Source organism: Oceanobacillus arenosus (genome assembly GCF_003369575.1).
Classification (GTDB): domain Bacteria; phylum Bacillota; class Bacilli; order Bacillales; family Amphibacillaceae; genus Oceanobacillus; species Oceanobacillus arenosus.
The window spans coordinates 179,167-197,363 of the sequence record NZ_PIOC01000017.1; the positions used below are offsets into that span (position 1 = coordinate 179,167).

Consider the following 18,197-nt stretch of genomic DNA (forward strand, 5'->3'; position numbering starts at 1 on the left):
CAGCATTTTACTTATCTGAAAAATTAATGCAAGATGAAGACGGATAATAAAATTTAAAATCGATTGGATGGTGTTCTTTTATGGGTATTGATTTTCATAATCAAAATAACAGCAACACTTATGCAGCTCGGCATGCTGATAATTCGTGGATTGAAGCAGTTAAGGAGCTTGTGCCTATCAAAAATATCCAGTATGCATTAGATGTTGGATGTGGTGGCGGTATCTATTCTAAGGCATTAGCGGATATGGGCATACCTAATGTTATGGCTATCGATTTTTCAAAGAATATTCTTGAAGCCGCAAAAGAGAACTGTAAGGAATATGAGAATATTCACTTCAAACATGGTAACGCAGTGGAGACAGGGTTGGATAATGACAGCTATGATTTATTACTTGAAAGAGCATTGATACATCATATTAAAGATTTGCGTTCTTGTTTTAGCGAGGGTTATAGAGTGTTAAAGAAGGGGGGATATTATATTATTCAGGATCGCACCCACGAGGATTGTTTGTTAAAAGGCGATGACAGCCATATTAGAGGGTATTTCTTTGAGTATTTTCCAAAGTTAATTGAAAAAGAAACGAGTCGCAGGCATGAGAGTAAATTTGTCATTGAAATGCTGAAAGAAGCTGGATTTAATAATATTGAAGAAATAAAACTGTGGGAAACTAGAAGAATATATGACGATAAAGATCAACTGCTTGAAGATTTAAGCAAGAGGACTGGAAGAAGTATTTTACATGATTTAAACGATGAAGAGCTAAAGTCGCTAATAGATCAAATTGATAATGCAATATCAATAAATACGAAACTAGTTGAGAAAGATCGCTGGACAGTATGGAAGGCAGTGAAATAGTTGGGGCATCGTTATGTCCCGGCTAATTGCCTTAAATAAGAATAAAAGGATTTATATCATCTAATAGTTGCAAAATAAGGAGGAATACATTTGATTGCTTTACTTAATCTTGGCAGCCTCATCTTGGGGTTAATTGCTTGGGCACTACCTGTAATTAATTTGGCAAGATATGAAAAATCTAACAATAGATATTGGGTTTTCCTTTCTATCATGAGTATTAGTGCTTGTGCCATTTCGTTATGTTTTCAGATATACTCTACATATGACCGAGTGAAGAGCGAGGATTGGTCTGCATTAATGGACACAATGGAAGCTACAGCAACTGTATCCGCGATACTTCTTATTTTTACCATTTTATTGAATGCAGTTACTCTGGTTTTATATCGTAAGAGATTGACGAAATAGGAATTCATTACAACTATAAATATAACCTTAGTTAATTTTTGGGAGGGGCTGTAGAGATGAAAGTGAACACTGGTATTTCCCAGTAGGCTGTTTTCTAGGTAAAGAGAATTTGTAATTAAGTATTGAAAGGGGATAAAAAATGAAGGAGAAATTATTAAGGGTAGGAACAATATATATACCGGTAAGAAATGTTGAGCTTTCTACTGAATGGTATGTAAGAAAATTGGGAGCAGAGCTAAGTTACAAGGATCAGGACAAATCTATAATAAATTTTGCGAATCAAAGCTTCTTTCTTGTAAAGTCAAATGAAAATCAAACCGCCAACTTTCTTGATATTTATGGTGATGAACAATTTTCGATAACATTCGAAGTTAACGGGCTGAGTGCATTAATAGCAATCCATAGAGACTTTGCAGAAAATGGAATTAGTGTAGGAGAAATTGAAGATAGGGGACACACTGGGAGAAATTTTGTCTTTTATGATTTAGATGGCAATAAATTTGATGTATGGAGTGAACTAAGTCCAATTTTCAAAAATAATTTAATTCCTAATAATAGGTCAAATGACTAGTTTGAACATTATGTTAATAATAAAATGGACAGCATTTGGCTAGTATTGAAAGAAATCTTTAAATAAAGGAGCATGCAGTAGATTGTGATGTTCAAAAAATCTTTGTTCTATATAGTGTTTACTGCCCTATTCCTTTTAGCTGGTTGTAAAGAGGACGAGATTGTTGTTTCAATTAATCATCCAGATACGATGCAGCAATTTCAAATTGTTCATGTTTATAAACTGTACACTGATTTTTTTGAAGAAGCATCCCAAGCAAATCAAGAAGATATTCCTGAATTATATAATTCGATGATTATCGAACCCTATGATAAAGCATGTGTCGCAGATAGTGAGTATTTGCATATGGTAGAATTTCTAATAAATGAAGTCCCAACAGATTATACTGCCATAGTGGAGTTAATCGGTGAAATTGAAGCCGAGTCTATCAATGAAGCAATCAGAGATGCGTTAATTCATTCCTCTAATTTATTGCCAGCAGAAAATAAAACAACTGTCTGCATATTTCCTACCGTAGATGAAAATGTTCCAGTCATGGTCAACTCTGGGGCGGGAAAAATTATTGTGCTCTATAATGAAAATTACAATTAAGAGATTATGAAAGTAAGTATTGCGCATGAATATCACCATAGTGTATGGACAGAAGAATATTTTGACCCTGAAGAGCCGGTAACTGTTCTTGATAATTTAATTTTTGAAGGAAAAGCAGTAATGTTTGAGAAGCTCGTCTATCCAGATTACTCATATATTCCAATTAATCGATCGCATATTTTAACATTCTGGGAAATGATTGAGGATGATTTGTACAAAGCGGACTTGGAGCGTTCACTTGAAATAATAACTGGAGCTGGTAATTTGCCTTATTTGTATGGCTATAGCGAAGGATACAAAATGGTAGAATCCTATCTAAATAAACATCCGAATCTAACACCGGAAGAATGGCTTGGCATTAGTGAAGATGTGATCTTTGAAGAAGGAGATTATCTTTCTAACTATTGATGAAAAAGGATAGTCGATTAAATGGTCTGTATAAATGAGAGCGAAATATAAGGGGGTATTGATGATTTTGTATATCCAAATATATTTAAAAGTATTAAAAAGTAACTATATGTTACTTATAATGGCAATAGTGTTAGCGTTTTTGACCTTTTTTATATGGGCTGGTTTTCCTGGTTTTATTATTAGTGCGATGCTTGAAAATTTAACTAATAATTTTGCAGTTATTCTTCTATGTACTTTACTTTCCACCGGATTTCTATTTTCTATGTTATTTATGCCGATCAATTTAAAAGTAGCTAAAATTATTGCGGATATGAAACAATCTAGTCAAATACATACCTTCGTACGTCTAGAAATATGCTGGATATTGGTATGCGCTGCTGTATTTTGGATAGTGCTTGCCATGGGCTCATTATTCTAAGCAGCGTCTACCGTTTAATAAATTATTAACACAATAAGTTGTAAGGAAAAAGCGCATTAAACGAGGAGAGATCATGTGAAAAAACTAATCATTATCATAATCGCTCTATGTCTTGGTTCCTGCAGCCAACCAGAACAAAACTCTGATGAATCTGATTCAGATAGCATCAGTTCAACTACAAAAAGTATGCCAGAAAAAATACCGGATGATTTTAATTTTTCTGTTCAGTTTGGTGTGGGAAAAAAGAATGAGATTAACACTTTCAAAGGAACAGTGACTAAGGATCTGATTTCGGATGGGACAGCAACTACAGAAATTATATTAACAGACTTAGAATTGAACGATATTTATGAGAAAATGAAAGAAGTGAATATAATCGAAACGAAAACATTCATACCTGAACCGATAGATGGAATGGTTTGCGTACAACAGCCGCACGGAGAGGATATATGGGAAATTATCATCAAAGGTGAAACAATAATATATTCTTTTTCAGAAGAATACTGTGAACCAACCAACGATGCTGAGGAATTAATGGATTTACGAAATTATGTATTCGATATTATTAAAAGCAAGGATGAATATAAAGAACTTCCACCATCAAAAGGTGGGTATGATTAATACCTTATAAAAAAGCATTTAGTTGAAAAACATTGGAGTAAATTAGGAATAGATTTAATTGGTTTACTTAATCTTGGCAGTCTCATATTTGGACTGATTGTTTGGGTCTTTCCTGGTATTAATTTATCAAAATATGAAAAGCCCAACAATAGAAATTGGTTTGCTTTTACCGTTATTAGTGTCAGTGCTTGTACCATTTCGTTATACTTCCAGATTTACTCTACCTATACAATCAAATTAAATGTAGTTACTTTGATTGTATATCGTAATAGAACAGTAAAATAGGAAACTCTAACAAACGGAAATGTGGACAAAAGATTATTTCATTGTCAAGGTTCCTTCTCACTTTATAAAGGAAAAAATTGGATATATAATTAGGAAGAAAATGTTGATAAGCGAGGATTTGTAAGCCATCTAACCAAAAATGGGTTTAAATCCAAGGATTTCCTTGATAATCACTACAACATTAAGGATTAACGAAGTTGGATATTATCCTTTTCTAACTTCCATTGTTTACATAGACACACCTATACATTCATGAAATGATTTACTTTTACCAATTGAGCTGGTAACTCTAAGCTTCATTAACAGATGGATGCAAATACAAAAAGGATGCTAATGCAGCAATTGTTCCACCAATCAGTAAAGTTGGAGAAGTACCATAATGCTCGCCGATAATCCCGGCAACAAGAGCAGAAACAGGCATCAACAGCCAAGTCATGAATCGACTTGTAGCTTGAACACGACCTAATAAATAATCAGGACAAAGCTTTTGTCTAATTGTTACGATACAGGGATTCATGATAGCAGAACTGATTGTACCGATTGCATTCATTACTGCTAGCCAAACAAATGAATCAGATAATCCAAAAGCTATTATCGAACATCCACCTACAATACCAGCAGTAAATAAAATTCTTCTGTAAGAATAATATCTTTTCAATAAGTTTGTAGCTAATGCACCGATGATTGCCGCAATCCCGCCAATCGAAAGTATGTAGCCGATACGAATTGCATCTAGTCCAACCGTGATTTTTAAATGAGTTATGAGCATTGTTAAAAAGAGTGTCGTGCCAAATACGGAAAAAAGCATCGCTAAATTTGTGTATAAAATAGGCTTTTGATGAATAACAAATTGAAACCCCTCTTTTATATCAGTGAAAACTTTTGAACTGATAAACTTTTCCTTTTGTGAGCTGCTTTCAATATGAATACTTAATACTGTTAGAAATCCAATAAAGAAGGATAAACTGTAAATAATTAAACCGATTCCTGGATTAAAAAAGCTAATAAGAATGCCACCTAGTCCGGGAGCAACAAATACAGCCGTTTGGAATATTCCTGTATGAATCGAATTGACCAAATGCAGATCCTTCTTCTGTACCAACATAGGAATTGAAGCAAATTGAGATGTGCTATATATCTGGTTTAACACACCAACAATGAATGCTGCTGCATATATTTCCCACAAATTTAAACTATCCATAATATATAATATGCCTAAGGCTCCGATAATTAGAAACCTTCCCAGGTCACATATGATTAATAATTTCTTTCGATTAAAATTATCTGCCAGCACCCCAGTAAATGGCTGAATAATAATTGGTAATCTTTCAAGTGCCGCAACTATCCCCATGCTTAATGGTGAATCGGTAATAGCCAATACAATTAGCGGGAGGGCAATTAAATATATTTGATCACCAAAGAAAGAAATTAAATTTCCACCAATAAATCGAAATACAGGATAATTATTTTTGAAATCAGGAATTTTTTCTATTGACTCAACTTGTGAACCAGAAGCCTCCATGAAGCCTGTCCTCCTTTATTATTCACTTTTTTAAATAGAACTTAAGATCCTCTGGCAGTTTTTCTATAGTTGTATTGTTCATACTGTATTCATTTGCTTTCTGAGAAATCAACCTTGCCGATTTCAATATTTTTAAATGATGGTGAACGGTTGTTTTACCTAGCCCTAATTTATTTGTCAGGGCTTGCAGTGATAAATTTTCCTCTTTTATCATTTTCAATATCTTTAAGCGATTCTCATCGCCTAATGCCTTCAATTGTTGTACTAAAAGCTTATTTGGAACATATTTACTTTCCCCTGAAATACTTTCATTTGCTACTGAATAATAAAAGACTTTCACACCTTCTAAATCCGCCTCGATATTCCAAGGACGATAAATATATTGAGGAATGAGCAAAACTTTATGTACACTTGGCTCAGGGGGATATTTCACACCATCTGTTGCCCATTCAACAAATTGATCGGCTTCTAAATTTTTCATCATACGTTCTTTTGAAGCCTTATCCCTTAACAGGATAGTTTCCAGCTTTTCCTTATTCTGCTCAATTACAGCTTCATACCAACCAGACATAACTTCAATCAGGTGGCCTCTTAGTTCCTCGCTGGGCACTTTAGTCATAAATTCAAGGTAAGATGGAAGGAAAGAATGTTCTTGTGTTATGTATTGTAATTTCTTAAGCGCTTCTTCTGATCCATTTAATAGATCATTCTTTAATTCTTCTGCATTACCGAGATATGGGATTGCAATCTGCTTTAAGTCCCTGGAAGATAAATTTTCGATATATTTGTTAAAAGAAGTTAAATCTGTAAAATCTTTTTGATGCAGAATCTGAAGCAGTGTTTTCCAAGTATTGTTTTTTTGAACGTATTCAATTTGTTCCTTCATTTCCACTGATAATGATTCGAAAATTCCTGCTTGATCTTTGTCAGAAAGTTCCAGTGTATTAATTAATGATTCGTTAGTGATGGCAGCTATTCCTAAAGCAGATTCCCATAAAAGCGAGCATTTAATTTCAACGGTATATTTTTCCCTTTTTTGCTTTACCCCCGTGTTTAATAAACCCATAAAATCTCCTCCTTTGTTATATTCTATAATATTAGAATATAACATTCAATGTAAATAGAATATAAGTTTTGAAAAAATAATTATTGATGAACATCAAAACAATAATTTCAACATACGAAATAATCGTCAAATGTTAATAATTTTGATCGGACAGAATTTTTAACTTCATGAAAATGTTTTAGCGGTTTATTTTGGTGGAACAGTTAGAAGTAGATACATAATTGGGAGGACTAGTCGTAATTTAAAGGAGGTAAAAATAAAATGTCTAAGAAAATCACTTTTATTATGGTAATTCTCTTAGTAATTATGTTAGCCGCTTGTCAGAAGGATGACCAGACAGAATCAAAAGCAAATAATGATCAATCGAATCAGTCAAATACAGAAGAAGTTGATTCAGAGGATCAAACAGTCGACACAGGCGAAGAACCAGCTAATGAAGACACGAGCAGTTCGAATGATAGCTCTATAAGTGAAGATAGTGAAAGTTCAAGTAAAGTGGATGTGGATGACGAATCTGATGCTTCCACGAGCGAGCCCATTGGGCAAGGTACAAATCCTGTCAAGGAAGAGAGTTATTCAAGTGAAGAAGAAGCAATCAACGCAATCGAAGGATACCATGAAATTGAACAAACCAATGTTGACTTGGGGCATGAGATCAAAGGATTTGTTGAAGGAGCTGCAGGACACCAATATGTGTCTTGGAATGAAGGGAACTGGTTGATTGAAATCGACTTTCCTTCAGATCCCCAGTATGCGGTAAGCGATTATGAAGACGGAAAATCGATGGCGAAAGCAATAGTAAATTACCTGGAAGACCATATGCTTCGACCTCCTGATCAGCGAGGTATCATAAAAATAAACGGATTTAGTGATAGTGCTGAAACCTGGATTCGCTGGCAGCAGGGAACGACTGTTTATGAAATTGACCAAAAAACATCTGATCCGATTGAAGTATTACAAATAGCAGTAGATCAGACTGATAATCAATAGGTAGTAGTGTGCAACAAAATGGATTGTCCTATAAACGGACAATCCATTTTTAGTGTTATTTATCCAATTCAATCGTTTGATTTACAAATTCGTGTGTTTAGTACAAATTTAGTATACGCAGGCGCCATGTCATCTAGTAAAAGATGCAGGAATAGCATCTCTCATTAGGTTAGCTTGGTTGAATTTTAGAGATTATTTTCGTGAAAACTGAAGATGCAACGATATAATATGAATTATCTGAAATTATCAATGTGATTAATTGAGAATCGTTATCACTTGATGTATAATACGTAGTAACGATACATATCATCTGAGTGAGGAGAATATATAATGCAAATATACTGGACTAAAATAAATGAAATTATTGAAGAATCGCCTGAGGTTAAAACTTACCTGCTTGACTGTCCGGAAGACTTTACATGGGAAGAAGGTTCCCACATTCATTTTGGACTGGAAGGTTTCAATGCCGGAGATAAACCAAACAAAAGTCTGGTTCGCCATATGTCAATCTCCACATTACCGAACGAAAATTCAATTGGTATCACAACACGCATCAGAGAGCAGTGCTCTGAGTTTAAAACGATTTTAAGAAATCTTGAAGTCGGCAGTGAAGTTGCAGTATTTAAAACTCATTCGAATGTACCGCTTAAAAGAGAAGACAAAAATGTTTACCTGCTGTCTTCAGGTGTTGGTCTGGCAACTTTCAGACCGCTTGTACTTGATTATTTCGAACGTGCTGACAACGTCAATCAAATTCATTCCCTGAACATCGATTCATCAAAAGATTTCTTATTCACCAATATTTTTGAAACCGCACCTGACAAGAAGTTCACATCACAGTTCGTTGATAACCGTAAAGACTACTATGAAGAAGTGAAAAAACTTGCTGCAGACAAGGATGGACTCTTCTATATTGTCGGCAGCGATGAGTTCCTCGTGCAGAACATTGCAGTACTGCGTGAGCAGGGCATAAAGCCAGAACAGATTATGATCGACAAGCATGAGCACCAACTGCCTGAATTTTTATCATTTGATTTGTCAATTTAAGAAAGAAATACTAAATAAATGTTCCATTATTGGGCGCTTTTCTTTTATAGGAAGGCGTCTTTTTTTATATTAATCAGATTCTGCGAGTAACACAATTCACGGATTAGAGTTATAAAAAGGTGTAGAAGAGATTATAAACTATATGGCGTTAGTAGTTAAAAAAGGCCTCATCTTTTTCAAATCATAGATAAAGAAAATAAGTTCCCAATTTTTAATAAATTATTATTTACTAACACAGGAACATGTTAAAACGGAACTGTAACATGATATTATATAAGTAAATATTCTGGAGATGACCCTAGTGGAGTGGAAAGATGTTCGCCAAGCGTTTCCAAATCAGTGGATTTTGATAGAAGCAATTCAAGCACATACAAATGAGCAAAGTGAGCGTATTTTAGAGAAAATTGCCCCATTGGAATAGTTTCCTAGTTCTCCAGAGGCGATGAAAGCATATCAAGAAATTCATCGAGGAGAGCCTAATAGAGAATTATATGTTCTTCATACTAGCCGAAAGAAGCCTAATATCATTGAGAAAAAATGGGTAGGTGTTAGGAGATAGTGAAAAAACTCATTATTGAAGATGGTTTATTACTTGCGGACATGAAATTAATTTTTGAGGGTTAATCACTTTATTTACAACTTGTATTAGTAGATATTGGATCAGGGAGTACAGTTGTATCAACAGACCTAGCTGAATCAATAGGGATTGTAGCAGAAGAGAATGATATGATATATCGTAATAGCGGTGTTGGGAGATCAGAGATTGTATACTCCAAGACTGTTGACTATGTGAAAGTCGGAGGTATGGAAACAAAGGATTTCACTTTAGAAATTGGTGCAATGAATTATGGTTTTGCTATAGATGGTATTATTGGTTTGGACTTGTTACAACAATTGAAAACGATTATTAATATCGAGGAATTAACATTAAAGTCAAATAGTTAATGGCAAGTATATTAGGAGTTTATCTATACTTGCCTTTTTTATAGATTCTTGAACAATAGGATACTTTCCTAAAAAAAGGATATTCACTCTTTTTTGTTGAATTAATTAATGGAGCAGGTTACAGAAAAAGGACTGTCACTTACAGTAGAGAATTTGTTTTGTAAATTTTTAAAGATGGTGATGTATTGTTCATATCAGGAACACGATTACATCTATAAGGAAAGAGGAAGTTACCGTAATGATCAAACAATTTTATATTATCCATGGTCTTGATTGAAATGGGTGGCAAGAAAACTTGGAAATGAGAAATAGGAGGGTAGAATGGTTAAAATAGTATGTTTTGGCGACAGTATTACCGCTAGAAAAGAAGGCTTTTCAAATCCAATGCTCACTGCGAAACTAGAAAATCAGCTCGATAATGTGACAATAATTAATGCAGGTGTTTCAGGAAATAACACGAATGATGCATTATCCAGAATTGAATCAGATGTGATGAAGCACCATCCAGATCTAGTCACTGTATTGTTTGGTGCAAATGATGCTGCATTCCATAAGTTGATTGATCTGGAAATCTACAAATCAAACCTGTATAAAATTGTAGCTTTGTTAAATCCTAAAAGCACGATTCTAATATCTCCTGCACCTGTGGATGAAAAGGTACAATTTGCAAGAACAAATGAAGTGCTCTCTCATTATGCTTCCACTGTAAAACAAGTTGCAGAAGATACGGGAAGTCAATCTATTGATTTCTTTGCTGAGATGATTGCTCTGAAGGATTATCCTAAAAAGCTTAAAGGAATAAAGAATGATGGCCTTCATTTTGGGGAAGAAGGCTATGATTTTCTTGTTCGTTTAATAGTTTGCAAGATTAATGAGATTATTTAATAAAGCAGATTATCATTTCAAAAAGAGACTAGGGGTTGGGATGTTAGAAGGATTACTTTAGCAAATGGTAAAGAAAAGAGCCAGAAGTAGAATGCCTAAGCTGTGCGATAACGAGTGGACAAATTGATCCGGATGGTGGAGTGGTTTTTGAATCCGAATATTTCCATGTCCATCAACATATTGCATACCCGATTAAAGGACTATGTAAGTCATTCGGCCCTTGACGAAGCAATTAAATAATGGAAGCATATTTCTAGATGATTATACATAGGAGAGAATTATCTTGCAAACAAATCTATACTTAGTAAGACATGCACATTCTGCATATACACCTGATGAATTAGGAAGACCTTTATCTGCACAGGGTTTTATAGATGCAAAAAGGATTAGTAAAGTTCTAGAGAACGAGAAAATTGATGTTGTTAATTCCAGCCAATACAAGAGAGCTGTTCAAACGGTGGAAGGAATTTCCCAGGTTATTGGTAAAAAGATTATCATTGAAAATGGCTTTAAGGAACGAAAATTAGCTGAAAACCCAGTAGATGATTTTGATTCAGCCATCCTAAAAGTTTGGCAGAATCCCTCTTTTTCCTGGAAGGGCGGGGAATCCAATATCGATGCTCAGAAACGGGGAGTTTCAGCAATCTTCAAGTTATTAGATAAATATGCGGAAAAAAATATTGCAGTCGGTACTCATGGAAATACAATAGTTCTTATTATGAATTGCTTTGATGAGAAATATGATTTTCATTTCTGGAAAAACCTTGATATGCCAGATATTTACAAACTGACATTTGATAAGAAGGTTTTGCAGACTGTGACGAGAGTTTGGGACAGAGAATAACTGATTCTGAGATTTGAATTTTTTTATGTGAGGGGATTGAAATTGAAGAAAAATAGGCAAGTTGTTATCTGGGCAGTGATTGCTTTAATACTAATTTTGATTTGGGTTTTTACGTAGAGGAGTAATGGAAGTATGCTTATTTTGGTTAAAAATGATATTGATATGATTGACATTGAAAAGGAGTTTATGAATTCTAATATCGAATATAATCTAATTGCATACGGAAAAGAAGTGTTGGAGAACGACGATATTCTGGAAATAATCAAGGAATCTGAAGAATTACAGATAGAAAGATACTTCATTAAAAAAGACAATGAATTTATCGGAATTCTTGATTTTGGAATGTCCAGCCCTCGACATAATAAACCTTGGTTAAGCTTACTTGCTGTACATAAAAAATATCAAAACTTAGGATATGCAAAGGAAATATTTAAGCTTTATGAAAGACTAATGCGAAACAAACAAGTAAATGTGATTCAAATAGCGGTTCATTCTACAAATAAGAAGGCGCTTCATTTTTGGACTTCACTTGGTTTCATTAAATTTGATGAAAGAACATATGAAGGTCAGGTATTTATTAGTTTGGAAAAGGAGTTAGAACAAGTAATTCTCTAAGGGGAAATATTACCAGAGAAATAAGTGAATTTTATTGAATCGATTTGCAGAAAGTCATTTTGATAACAAACTAGTCCTTTTCATAGTACCCAGTGTTAGAAAAAAGGAAAGAAAAACAATACGTGGAGGGTAATCATGAAAGCGTTATTAGTCATTGATGTACAAAATGCAATTATTGAGTATAAAGATTTCTCAGAGGAGCTTGCTCGTATGGAGCAGATTATCCAAGACTTTAAAGGAAATAATACACCAGTGATATTTATTCGCCATGTAGAAACAGCTGAGGATAGTCCATTTAATAAAAATAAAGCTAGTTCGGAATTACATCATGCATTAAAGGACTATGCTGATTTTGTGATTGAAAAACAAACGCAAAGTTCCTTCTATCAGACTAGTTTAGCAGATACGTTAGAAAATTTAGGTGTAGATCATCTTTTTATTACGGGATTTAATACGGAATTTTGCTGCATGTTCACAGCTATTGCAGCATTTGACCGGGGCTATAATGTGACATTCATTGAGGATGCCACTGGTACAACAAATGATGAAGAAACGTATGAAATGAAAGGTTTAGATATTCGTGACTTTGTTGGAACTGTTCTGCACTGGTCGGAAGTTATTGAGGTATTGGACCACGAAGAGTATGTGGAAAAGTATGGTAATTGATAGACTACATCTAATGCAGCAAACCTTGATAAGGAGGGAAGAATATGATTGAACTGCTTGCCAAACAGGTCCCATTCATTCGTAATTATAAAGATGTTATCCCAATTAATAAGGGGTTCTCCTCAGATGAGAAATACCTCGTGCACATGGATGAGGAAAATAATAAACTGCTGCTTCGAACGTTCAATTTGGAAGAATTGGAATGTAAAAGGAAAGAATATTTAATTCTCGCAAAGATGCAGGATTATGATGTTGCATGTTCAAGGCCACTTGCTATTGGTGAAGCAGGTGGCAGAGGTTATATGATCACAACGTATATAGAAGGTAAAGATGCTGCAGATGAGTTACAAAAAATATCAGACCAGGAACAATTTCGTATTGGATTTGAAGCAGGAAAGGAATTAAGGAAAATTCATCAGTGTACTGCTCCAAATTATATTACTGCTTGGCATGTAAGAAAAGAGGAAATACACCTGAAATATGTGGAATCATATTTATCCTGTGGGATAAAAGTGAAGAATGATCAGCAAATAATAAATTTCATTAATGATAATCGTTATCTTATGAAAGAACGGCCGAACCTGCTTCAGCATGATGATTACCATGTCAGAAACATTATCGTGAATAATAATAATTTTGCTGGAATCATTGATTTTGACAGGAATGATTGGGGAGATCCTATTCATGAGTTTCTCAAAATTGGCATATTCAGCAGAGAAGTAAGCATTCCCTTCTCAATTGGTCAAATCAAAGGTTATTTTAATAACACTGAACCAGATGAATATTTTTGGAGGCTTTATTCACTTTATCTGGCAATGTCTGTTTTTTCGACCGTAGTATGGACATTAAAAGCAATTCCAGACAATATGGATGACATGTTAGATAAGGTTTACCTCTTTTTAGATGATCATGATTACTTTGAACGATTAAAACCTAAATGGTATAAATAAATTTTAGATGAGTGGCACACTGAATCGCTGATTAAATCTGAGTTGGTACATCGCTTTATTATATATTATGCCTTGAGCATATCGAAAGAGGAGATACTTAGTATGAAAAATTATAAAAAATGCCAAAGCTGTTCCATGCCACTTAAGAAAATGGAAGATCGTGGTACGGAAAAGAGTTTAGTAAAAAGCTCGATGTATTGTAAGCATTGTTATCAGGAAGGAGTATTCACGCAAAAGAACATTTCGGTAGATGAAATGAGACAATTTGTTAAAATCAAATGCGTCGAAATGGGTTTTCCACAATTCTTGGCAAGCATGTATGTAAAAAAACTTCATAAATTGGAACGCTGGAAATAGAGGATAGAGCCTGATATCAGGCTCTATCCTCCTCCACATACATCTGATATTCCGTAATAAACGGTCGCTCTGGAAAATAGGCAGATGGTTTTGCTGCTTGGTTTTTATGTGCTTGCTTAAATTGTTCGGAGTTCTTCCAGTTGCTGAAGTCCTTGGATGAATGCCATTGTGTAAGGACGACATACGTATTTCCCTTTATAGGACGTAGCAAGCGAAATGCCGTGAACCCAGGCATCGCATCTGCAGCGTTCTTTCTGTTTTTAAAGCGATATTCGAATGCAGGCTGTTCCTCCTCCTGCACAGGAATATTATTCATCACGATATAACCTTCGTCCTTCCATACACCAGTTTCGATAACTATTTCATATTCACGCCCAGCACTGAATATTTTTTTGTTGGAATTTTCATAGTATGCAGCGCCGTTTTCGCTGTTGGTCATTAAGTAGAGCTGGATATCTTGATGCTTCTCTTTAAGTTTTAGTAAAAAGTCAATTGTGCCATTTGTCATATATGCCTTCATAGCTGAAACCCCTCTCTTTACAATCTACTTGTATCATAACGCAACAGAAACTGGATTGCGACACTAATCTTCATACAATAATAGGTGATAGATGAGCGGTTTTCCTTGTTTGCTCCTGTCGAAAAATACCGTATAATGGAGTATGTACAGAGGTGAACAAATGAGAAGTAGAAAGAAAAAGGAAGAAAAGCGACGCATTAAACTGCCAAAGCGTTGGAAAGTTTTCTTCACAGTTATTGGGATTTTGTTTGTGCTCGCCGTGATTGGTTTCGCTGCTGTATTATATGGTGGTCGACTTGTTGTCAATGAAGAAGCGTTAATTTTAGATACGACAACAACACTTGAAACTACTGACGGTAAGGTCATTGGTAAATTATATAATGAAAATCGAACAATGATATCGATTGACCAAGTACCAGATCATGTGAAAAATGCCTTTATCGCAATAGAAGATCGTCGCTTTTATGAGCATGCTGGTGTAGATGTCAAATCAGTCTTCCGCGCTGTTTATAAGGATATATTAGCAATGAGCAAGGTTGAAGGTGCAAGTACTATAACCCAGCAATTAGCAAAGAATTTATTCCTATACAATGATAAAACATGGTCACGTAAAGCAAAAGAGGTAATGGCTGCAATTTATCTCGAACAGAAATTCTCGAAGGATGAAATACTGGAATTATATTTAAATGAAATTTACTTTGGTAATGGAGTATATGGAATCGAAACAGCATCGAATTACTTTTTCTCGAAATCGGTTCATGATTTATCGATTGCAGAAGGAGCATTGCTTGCAGGGCTTGCAAAAGCACCCAATGGCTACTCGCCAATTAATCATCCTGATAAAGCATTAAACCGAAGAAATACCGTGTTACATTCAATGGAAGATGCAGGGATGATTTCAACGGAAACAAGATTAGTTGAAGAGGGGAAACCGATTGATTTAGCATTACAAATACTGGAAGCTAATCCATGGGCAGATAGCTATATCGATCTGGTAATGAAGGAAGCAAGTGAAGAACATCAGCTTTCAATTGATGAGTTAAAACGAGGTGGGTATCGCATCGTAGTTAACATGGATGACGATATACAGCAAATAGCTTATGAGAAATTCCAAGAAGCGTCCTATTTCCCAGGCAATACAGCTGGTATTGAGGGGGCATTTACTATGATGGATCAGGATTCAGGTAACATTATTGCGGCTCTAGGTGGCCGGAATTATCAGCTAGGCGATTTGAACCGAGTGACAGTTAAAAGACAACCTGGTTCGACGATTAAACCAATCGCTGTTTATGGGCCTGCCATGATGCAACCCGATAAGTATCAGCCTTATACACTTTTGCCCGACTATGCAACAGATCATAATGGATATGTCGTTTCGAATGCAGATAATGTTTATTCAAATTCAATCACGATTTATGATGCCCTGAAGTATTCAAATAACGCTGCGACTGTTTGGCTTTTAGACGAAATTGGGATTGATTACTCCAAGGAATATTTACAAAAGATGGGAATCGATATACAGGACGAGGGTTTAGCAATCGCTTTAGGCGGATTATCTGAAGGAATTACCCCATTGCAAATGATGGAGAGCTACCGGACATTTGCAAATGCAGGGAAAATAACCAATTCGCATACGATTGACCGGATTTACAATCAAAGTGGAGAAATGTTCTATCAAGCAGAACCATTAGAAACAGAAATATTTAGTCCGCAAGTCGCTTGGAATATGACAGAAATTTTATCAGAAGCGGTAGAAACTGGTACAGCTGATGCAGGTGAATTCGATAAGGCTTTAGCAGGAAAAACAGGTTCTACAGAGCATCCATTAGTAGAGGGACAAACGAAGGATGCATGGTTTGTTGGTTATACACCACAATATGTAATGGCGCTATGGATGGGGTATGATAAATCAGATAAGGAACATTATTTGACTGGTGGAAGTAGCTATCCAACAAGCTTAACGAAGGCGATATTAACGGAAATCGATAATACGGAACCGCTTGTTGAAAGCTTCACGAAGCCAGATTCGGTAAAGGACTTGCCAAAACCAATTACACTCCCTTTAATTATGAATTTACAAGCAAGCTATGAATTTGGTGGATTTTCTATTGTTAAAGGAAAGCTATTATGGCAGGGATCAGAGGATAAACGTGTCATTTACCGAATTTATCGTGAGGAAGATGGCATTGATACAAGAGTTGGCGAAGTAGTTGGAGAAACCGAGTTTATTATTAGTAATGTCCTATTCAAATCAAATCGGTATTATATTGTTCCTTACGATCCACTTACGAAGCTAGAAGGCACAAGATCAGAAACGATCGAATTATCATGGTAATTGTCAATTAATATGCAAATTTTCTAGTTTAGAATGATTACTAAATAAGACAAATTCATGACAATCGTGGCACATTGCTACACTTTTATGATAAAAATGGCTATAGTTTAGAATGGAAGCTCAAATTATGGGGCTTACCCCCTATTTGAATAAAGATATATACTATTTAAAGTACCTACAAAGGATGAATTTATATGTCGAGAAAAATCAATACTACAATCCTAAACGCATACAGAGGGGAAGATACCGATTATATTCCTGCATGGTATATGCGCCAAGCAGGTAGATCACAGCCCGAATACCGAGAAATCAAGAAAAAATATTCTTTGTTTGAAATTACACATCAGCCAGAGTTATGTGCGTATGTAACACGCCTGCCTGTTGAAAACTATGGAGTGGATGCTGCGATACTTTATAAAGATATAATGACACCACTTCAGCCGATCGGCGTAGATGTAGAAATCAAATCTGGTATTGGTCCAGTGATTCATAATCCAATTACTTCGTTTCAGGACGTTGAAAAATTAGGGGAAATAAATCCTAGTGCAGATGTTCCATACGTACTTGATACAATCCGTTTACTAACGGAAGAGCAATTAGATGTACCGTTAATTGGTTTTAGTGGTGCACCATTTACACTTGCAAGCTATATGATTGAAGGTGGCCCTTCCAAAAACTATACGAAAACAAAAGCACTGATGTATCGTGAGCCTGCAACATGGTTCGCATTGATGGATAAGCTTGCAGATATGATTATTACATATGTAGAAGCACAAATAGAAGCAGGGGTAAAAGCAGTACAAATCTTTGATTCATGGGTTGGCTCATTAAATGCTTCCGATTACCGGATCTTTATTAAACCAGTAATGACGAGAATTTTCTCTGAATTACGTCAACATCAAGTGCCATTAATTATCTTCGGTGTCGGTGCAAGGCACCTATTACTTGAATGGAATGATTTGCCTGTCGATGTTATTGGCCTTGATTGGCGCACATCGATTAAGGAAGCAAGAGAAATGGGCGTAACGAAGGTCGTTCAGGGTAACTTAGATCCAGCAATCTTACTTTCCAAATGGGAAACGGTTGAAGATCGTGTGAAGATAATATTGGATGAAGGTTTAGAACAAGGAAAGTATGTATTTAACCTTGGACACGGGGTAACACCTGAAATAGATCCAGCAAGACTGAAGAAATTAACAGAGTATATTCATGCTTATACAAAAGCTTAAAGAGAAACTTCGATTCGTGGGGGTTCTTCTTTATCCCCATTTATTGTATGTTGAACAGAATCGGATA

General features: G+C 35.3%; 21 protein-coding genes and 1 pseudogene. 19 read left to right on the forward strand and 3 right to left on the reverse strand.

Annotated features, from left to right (window positions below):
• Nucleotides 1-80 precede the first annotated feature (80 nt).
• The 7 genes from CWR48_RS11545 to CWR48_RS11575 all read left to right on the forward strand — a co-directional run bounded on the left by CWR48_RS11545 (nt 81) and on the right by CWR48_RS11575 (nt 3,874).
• Nucleotides 81-857, forward strand: a complete 777-nt coding sequence (locus CWR48_RS11545; RefSeq protein ID WP_115773387.1) for a class I SAM-dependent methyltransferase — start codon at nt 81-83, stop codon at nt 855-857.
• Between the two features lie 90 nt (nt 858-947).
• The gene (locus tag CWR48_RS11550) at nt 948-1,262 is read left to right on the forward strand and encodes a hypothetical protein (protein ID WP_115773388.1); all 315 of its coding nucleotides are present in this window, start codon (nt 948-950) and stop codon (nt 1,260-1,262) included.
• A gap of 139 nt (nt 1,263-1,401) precedes the next feature.
• The gene (locus tag CWR48_RS11555) at nt 1,402-1,833 is read left to right on the forward strand and encodes a VOC family protein (RefSeq protein WP_115773389.1); all 432 of its coding nucleotides are present in this window, start codon (nt 1,402-1,404) and stop codon (nt 1,831-1,833) included.
• Nucleotides 1,834-1,917: 84 nt separating this feature from the next.
• On the forward strand, nt 1,918-2,424 hold the full coding sequence (locus tag CWR48_RS11560; RefSeq protein ID WP_115773390.1) for a hypothetical protein: 507 nt from the start codon (nt 1,918-1,920) through the stop codon (nt 2,422-2,424).
• A gap of 6 nt (nt 2,425-2,430) precedes the next feature.
• Nucleotides 2,431-2,832 (forward strand): DUF2268 domain-containing putative Zn-dependent protease, encoded by a 402-nt coding sequence (locus CWR48_RS11565; RefSeq protein ID WP_115773391.1) that lies wholly within the window; start codon nt 2,431-2,433, stop codon nt 2,830-2,832.
• A gap of 61 nt (nt 2,833-2,893) precedes the next feature.
• On the forward strand, nt 2,894-3,253 hold the full coding sequence (locus tag CWR48_RS11570; RefSeq protein WP_115773392.1) for a hypothetical protein: 360 nt from the start codon (nt 2,894-2,896) through the stop codon (nt 3,251-3,253).
• Between the two features lie 75 nt (nt 3,254-3,328).
• Nucleotides 3,329-3,874, forward strand: coding sequence for a hypothetical protein (locus CWR48_RS11575; RefSeq protein ID WP_115773393.1), 546 nt, complete (start codon nt 3,329-3,331; stop codon nt 3,872-3,874).
• Between the two features lie 574 nt (nt 3,875-4,448).
• Here CWR48_RS11575 and CWR48_RS11585 read toward each other — a convergent pair.
• Both CWR48_RS11585 and CWR48_RS11590 read right to left on the reverse strand, forming a co-directional pair.
• Nucleotides 4,449-5,681 (reverse strand): MFS transporter, encoded by a 1,233-nt coding sequence (locus tag CWR48_RS11585; protein ID WP_115773394.1) that lies wholly within the window; start codon nt 5,679-5,681, stop codon nt 4,449-4,451.
• A 22-nt stretch (nt 5,682-5,703) separates the two neighbouring features.
• On the reverse strand, nt 5,704-6,747 hold the full coding sequence (locus CWR48_RS11590; protein ID WP_115773395.1) for an ArsR/SmtB family transcription factor: 1,044 nt from the start codon (nt 6,745-6,747) through the stop codon (nt 5,704-5,706).
• Between the two features lie 261 nt (nt 6,748-7,008).
• On the opposite strand from CWR48_RS11590, the gene CWR48_RS11595 reads away from it, so the two are divergent.
• The 10 genes and pseudogenes from CWR48_RS11595 to CWR48_RS11640 all read left to right on the forward strand — a co-directional run bounded on the left by CWR48_RS11595 (nt 7,009) and on the right by CWR48_RS11640 (nt 14,046).
• Nucleotides 7,009-7,737, forward strand: a complete 729-nt coding sequence (locus CWR48_RS11595; RefSeq protein ID WP_115773396.1) for a hypothetical protein — start codon at nt 7,009-7,011, stop codon at nt 7,735-7,737.
• A 330-nt stretch (nt 7,738-8,067) separates the two neighbouring features.
• Nucleotides 8,068-8,784, forward strand: a complete 717-nt coding sequence (locus CWR48_RS11600) for a dihydropteridine reductase (protein ID WP_115773397.1) — start codon at nt 8,068-8,070, stop codon at nt 8,782-8,784.
• A 654-nt stretch (nt 8,785-9,438) separates the two neighbouring features.
• Nucleotides 9,439-9,729, forward strand: coding sequence for a retropepsin-like aspartic protease (locus CWR48_RS11605; RefSeq protein WP_115773398.1), 291 nt, complete (start codon nt 9,439-9,441; stop codon nt 9,727-9,729).
• 321 nt (nt 9,730-10,050) lie between these two features.
• Nucleotides 10,051-10,614 (forward strand): GDSL-type esterase/lipase family protein, encoded by a 564-nt coding sequence (locus tag CWR48_RS11610; RefSeq protein ID WP_115773399.1) that lies wholly within the window; start codon nt 10,051-10,053, stop codon nt 10,612-10,614.
• A gap of 51 nt (nt 10,615-10,665) precedes the next feature.
• A pseudogene (locus tag CWR48_RS21205) lies at nt 10,666-10,817 on the forward strand (HIT family protein); the annotation flags it as partial.
• 80 nt (nt 10,818-10,897) lie between these two features.
• Nucleotides 10,898-11,458, forward strand: a complete 561-nt coding sequence (locus tag CWR48_RS11620) for a histidine phosphatase family protein (protein WP_115773400.1) — start codon at nt 10,898-10,900, stop codon at nt 11,456-11,458.
• A gap of 132 nt (nt 11,459-11,590) precedes the next feature.
• A complete protein-coding gene (locus CWR48_RS11625; RefSeq protein WP_115773401.1) occupies nt 11,591-12,073 on the forward strand; it encodes a GNAT family N-acetyltransferase in 483 nt (160 codons plus the stop codon).
• Nucleotides 12,074-12,208: 135 nt separating this feature from the next.
• Nucleotides 12,209-12,739, forward strand: a complete 531-nt coding sequence (locus CWR48_RS11630; protein WP_115773402.1) for a cysteine hydrolase family protein — start codon at nt 12,209-12,211, stop codon at nt 12,737-12,739.
• A gap of 44 nt (nt 12,740-12,783) precedes the next feature.
• On the forward strand, nt 12,784-13,689 hold the full coding sequence (locus CWR48_RS11635) for an aminoglycoside phosphotransferase family protein (RefSeq protein ID WP_115773403.1): 906 nt from the start codon (nt 12,784-12,786) through the stop codon (nt 13,687-13,689).
• A gap of 102 nt (nt 13,690-13,791) precedes the next feature.
• Nucleotides 13,792-14,046: a zinc ribbon domain-containing protein gene (locus CWR48_RS11640; RefSeq protein ID WP_115773404.1), complete on the forward strand. Its 255-nt coding sequence runs from the start codon at nt 13,792-13,794 to the stop codon at nt 14,044-14,046.
• Between the two features lie 16 nt (nt 14,047-14,062).
• On the opposite strand, the gene CWR48_RS11645 is transcribed toward CWR48_RS11640, so the two are convergent.
• Entirely contained in the window at nt 14,063-14,566 is a 504-nt protein-coding gene (locus CWR48_RS11645) for an antibiotic biosynthesis monooxygenase family protein (protein WP_115773405.1), read from the reverse strand.
• 160 nt (nt 14,567-14,726) lie between these two features.
• Here CWR48_RS11645 and CWR48_RS11650 point away from each other — a divergent pair, with 160 nt between their 5' ends.
• Both CWR48_RS11650 and hemE read left to right on the forward strand, forming a co-directional pair.
• Entirely contained in the window at nt 14,727-16,901 is a 2,175-nt protein-coding gene (locus CWR48_RS11650) for a transglycosylase domain-containing protein (RefSeq protein WP_115773406.1), read from the forward strand.
• Between the two features lie 194 nt (nt 16,902-17,095).
• The gene (hemE, locus tag CWR48_RS11655; RefSeq protein ID WP_115773407.1) at nt 17,096-18,130 is read left to right on the forward strand and encodes a uroporphyrinogen decarboxylase; all 1,035 of its coding nucleotides are present in this window, start codon (nt 17,096-17,098) and stop codon (nt 18,128-18,130) included.
• Nucleotides 18,131-18,197 lie beyond the last annotated feature (67 nt).

Coding starts and splice junctions, on each gene's coding strand:
- CWR48_RS11545 (WP_115773387.1), top strand. CDS start 81: ATGGGTATTGATTTTCATAATCAAAATAACAGCAACACTTATGCAGCT.
- CWR48_RS11555 (WP_115773389.1), top strand. CDS start 1,402: ATGAAGGAGAAATTATTAAGGGTAGGAACAATATATATACCGGTAAGA.
- CWR48_RS11565 (WP_115773391.1), top strand. CDS start 2,431: ATGAAAGTAAGTATTGCGCATGAATATCACCATAGTGTATGGACAGAA.
- CWR48_RS11570 (WP_115773392.1), top strand. CDS start 2,894: ATGATTTTGTATATCCAAATATATTTAAAAGTATTAAAAAGTAACTAT.
- CWR48_RS11585 (WP_115773394.1), bottom strand. CDS start 5,681: ATGGAGGCTTCTGGTTCACAAGTTGAGTCAATAGAAAAAATTCCTGAT.
- CWR48_RS11590 (WP_115773395.1), bottom strand. CDS start 6,747: ATGGGTTTATTAAACACGGGGGTAAAGCAAAAAAGGGAAAAATATACC.
- CWR48_RS11595 (WP_115773396.1), top strand. CDS start 7,009: ATGTCTAAGAAAATCACTTTTATTATGGTAATTCTCTTAGTAATTATG.
- CWR48_RS11600 (WP_115773397.1), top strand. CDS start 8,068: ATGCAAATATACTGGACTAAAATAAATGAAATTATTGAAGAATCGCCT.
- CWR48_RS11610 (WP_115773399.1), top strand. CDS start 10,051: ATGGTTAAAATAGTATGTTTTGGCGACAGTATTACCGCTAGAAAAGAA.
- CWR48_RS11625 (WP_115773401.1), top strand. CDS start 11,591: ATGCTTATTTTGGTTAAAAATGATATTGATATGATTGACATTGAAAAG.
- CWR48_RS11630 (WP_115773402.1), top strand. CDS start 12,209: ATGAAAGCGTTATTAGTCATTGATGTACAAAATGCAATTATTGAGTAT.
- CWR48_RS11635 (WP_115773403.1), top strand. CDS start 12,784: ATGATTGAACTGCTTGCCAAACAGGTCCCATTCATTCGTAATTATAAA.
- CWR48_RS11640 (WP_115773404.1), top strand. CDS start 13,792: ATGAAAAATTATAAAAAATGCCAAAGCTGTTCCATGCCACTTAAGAAA.
- CWR48_RS11645 (WP_115773405.1), bottom strand. CDS start 14,566: ATGAAGGCATATATGACAAATGGCACAATTGACTTTTTACTAAAACTT.
- CWR48_RS11650 (WP_115773406.1), top strand. CDS start 14,727: ATGAGAAGTAGAAAGAAAAAGGAAGAAAAGCGACGCATTAAACTGCCA.
- hemE (WP_115773407.1), top strand. CDS start 17,096: ATGTCGAGAAAAATCAATACTACAATCCTAAACGCATACAGAGGGGAA.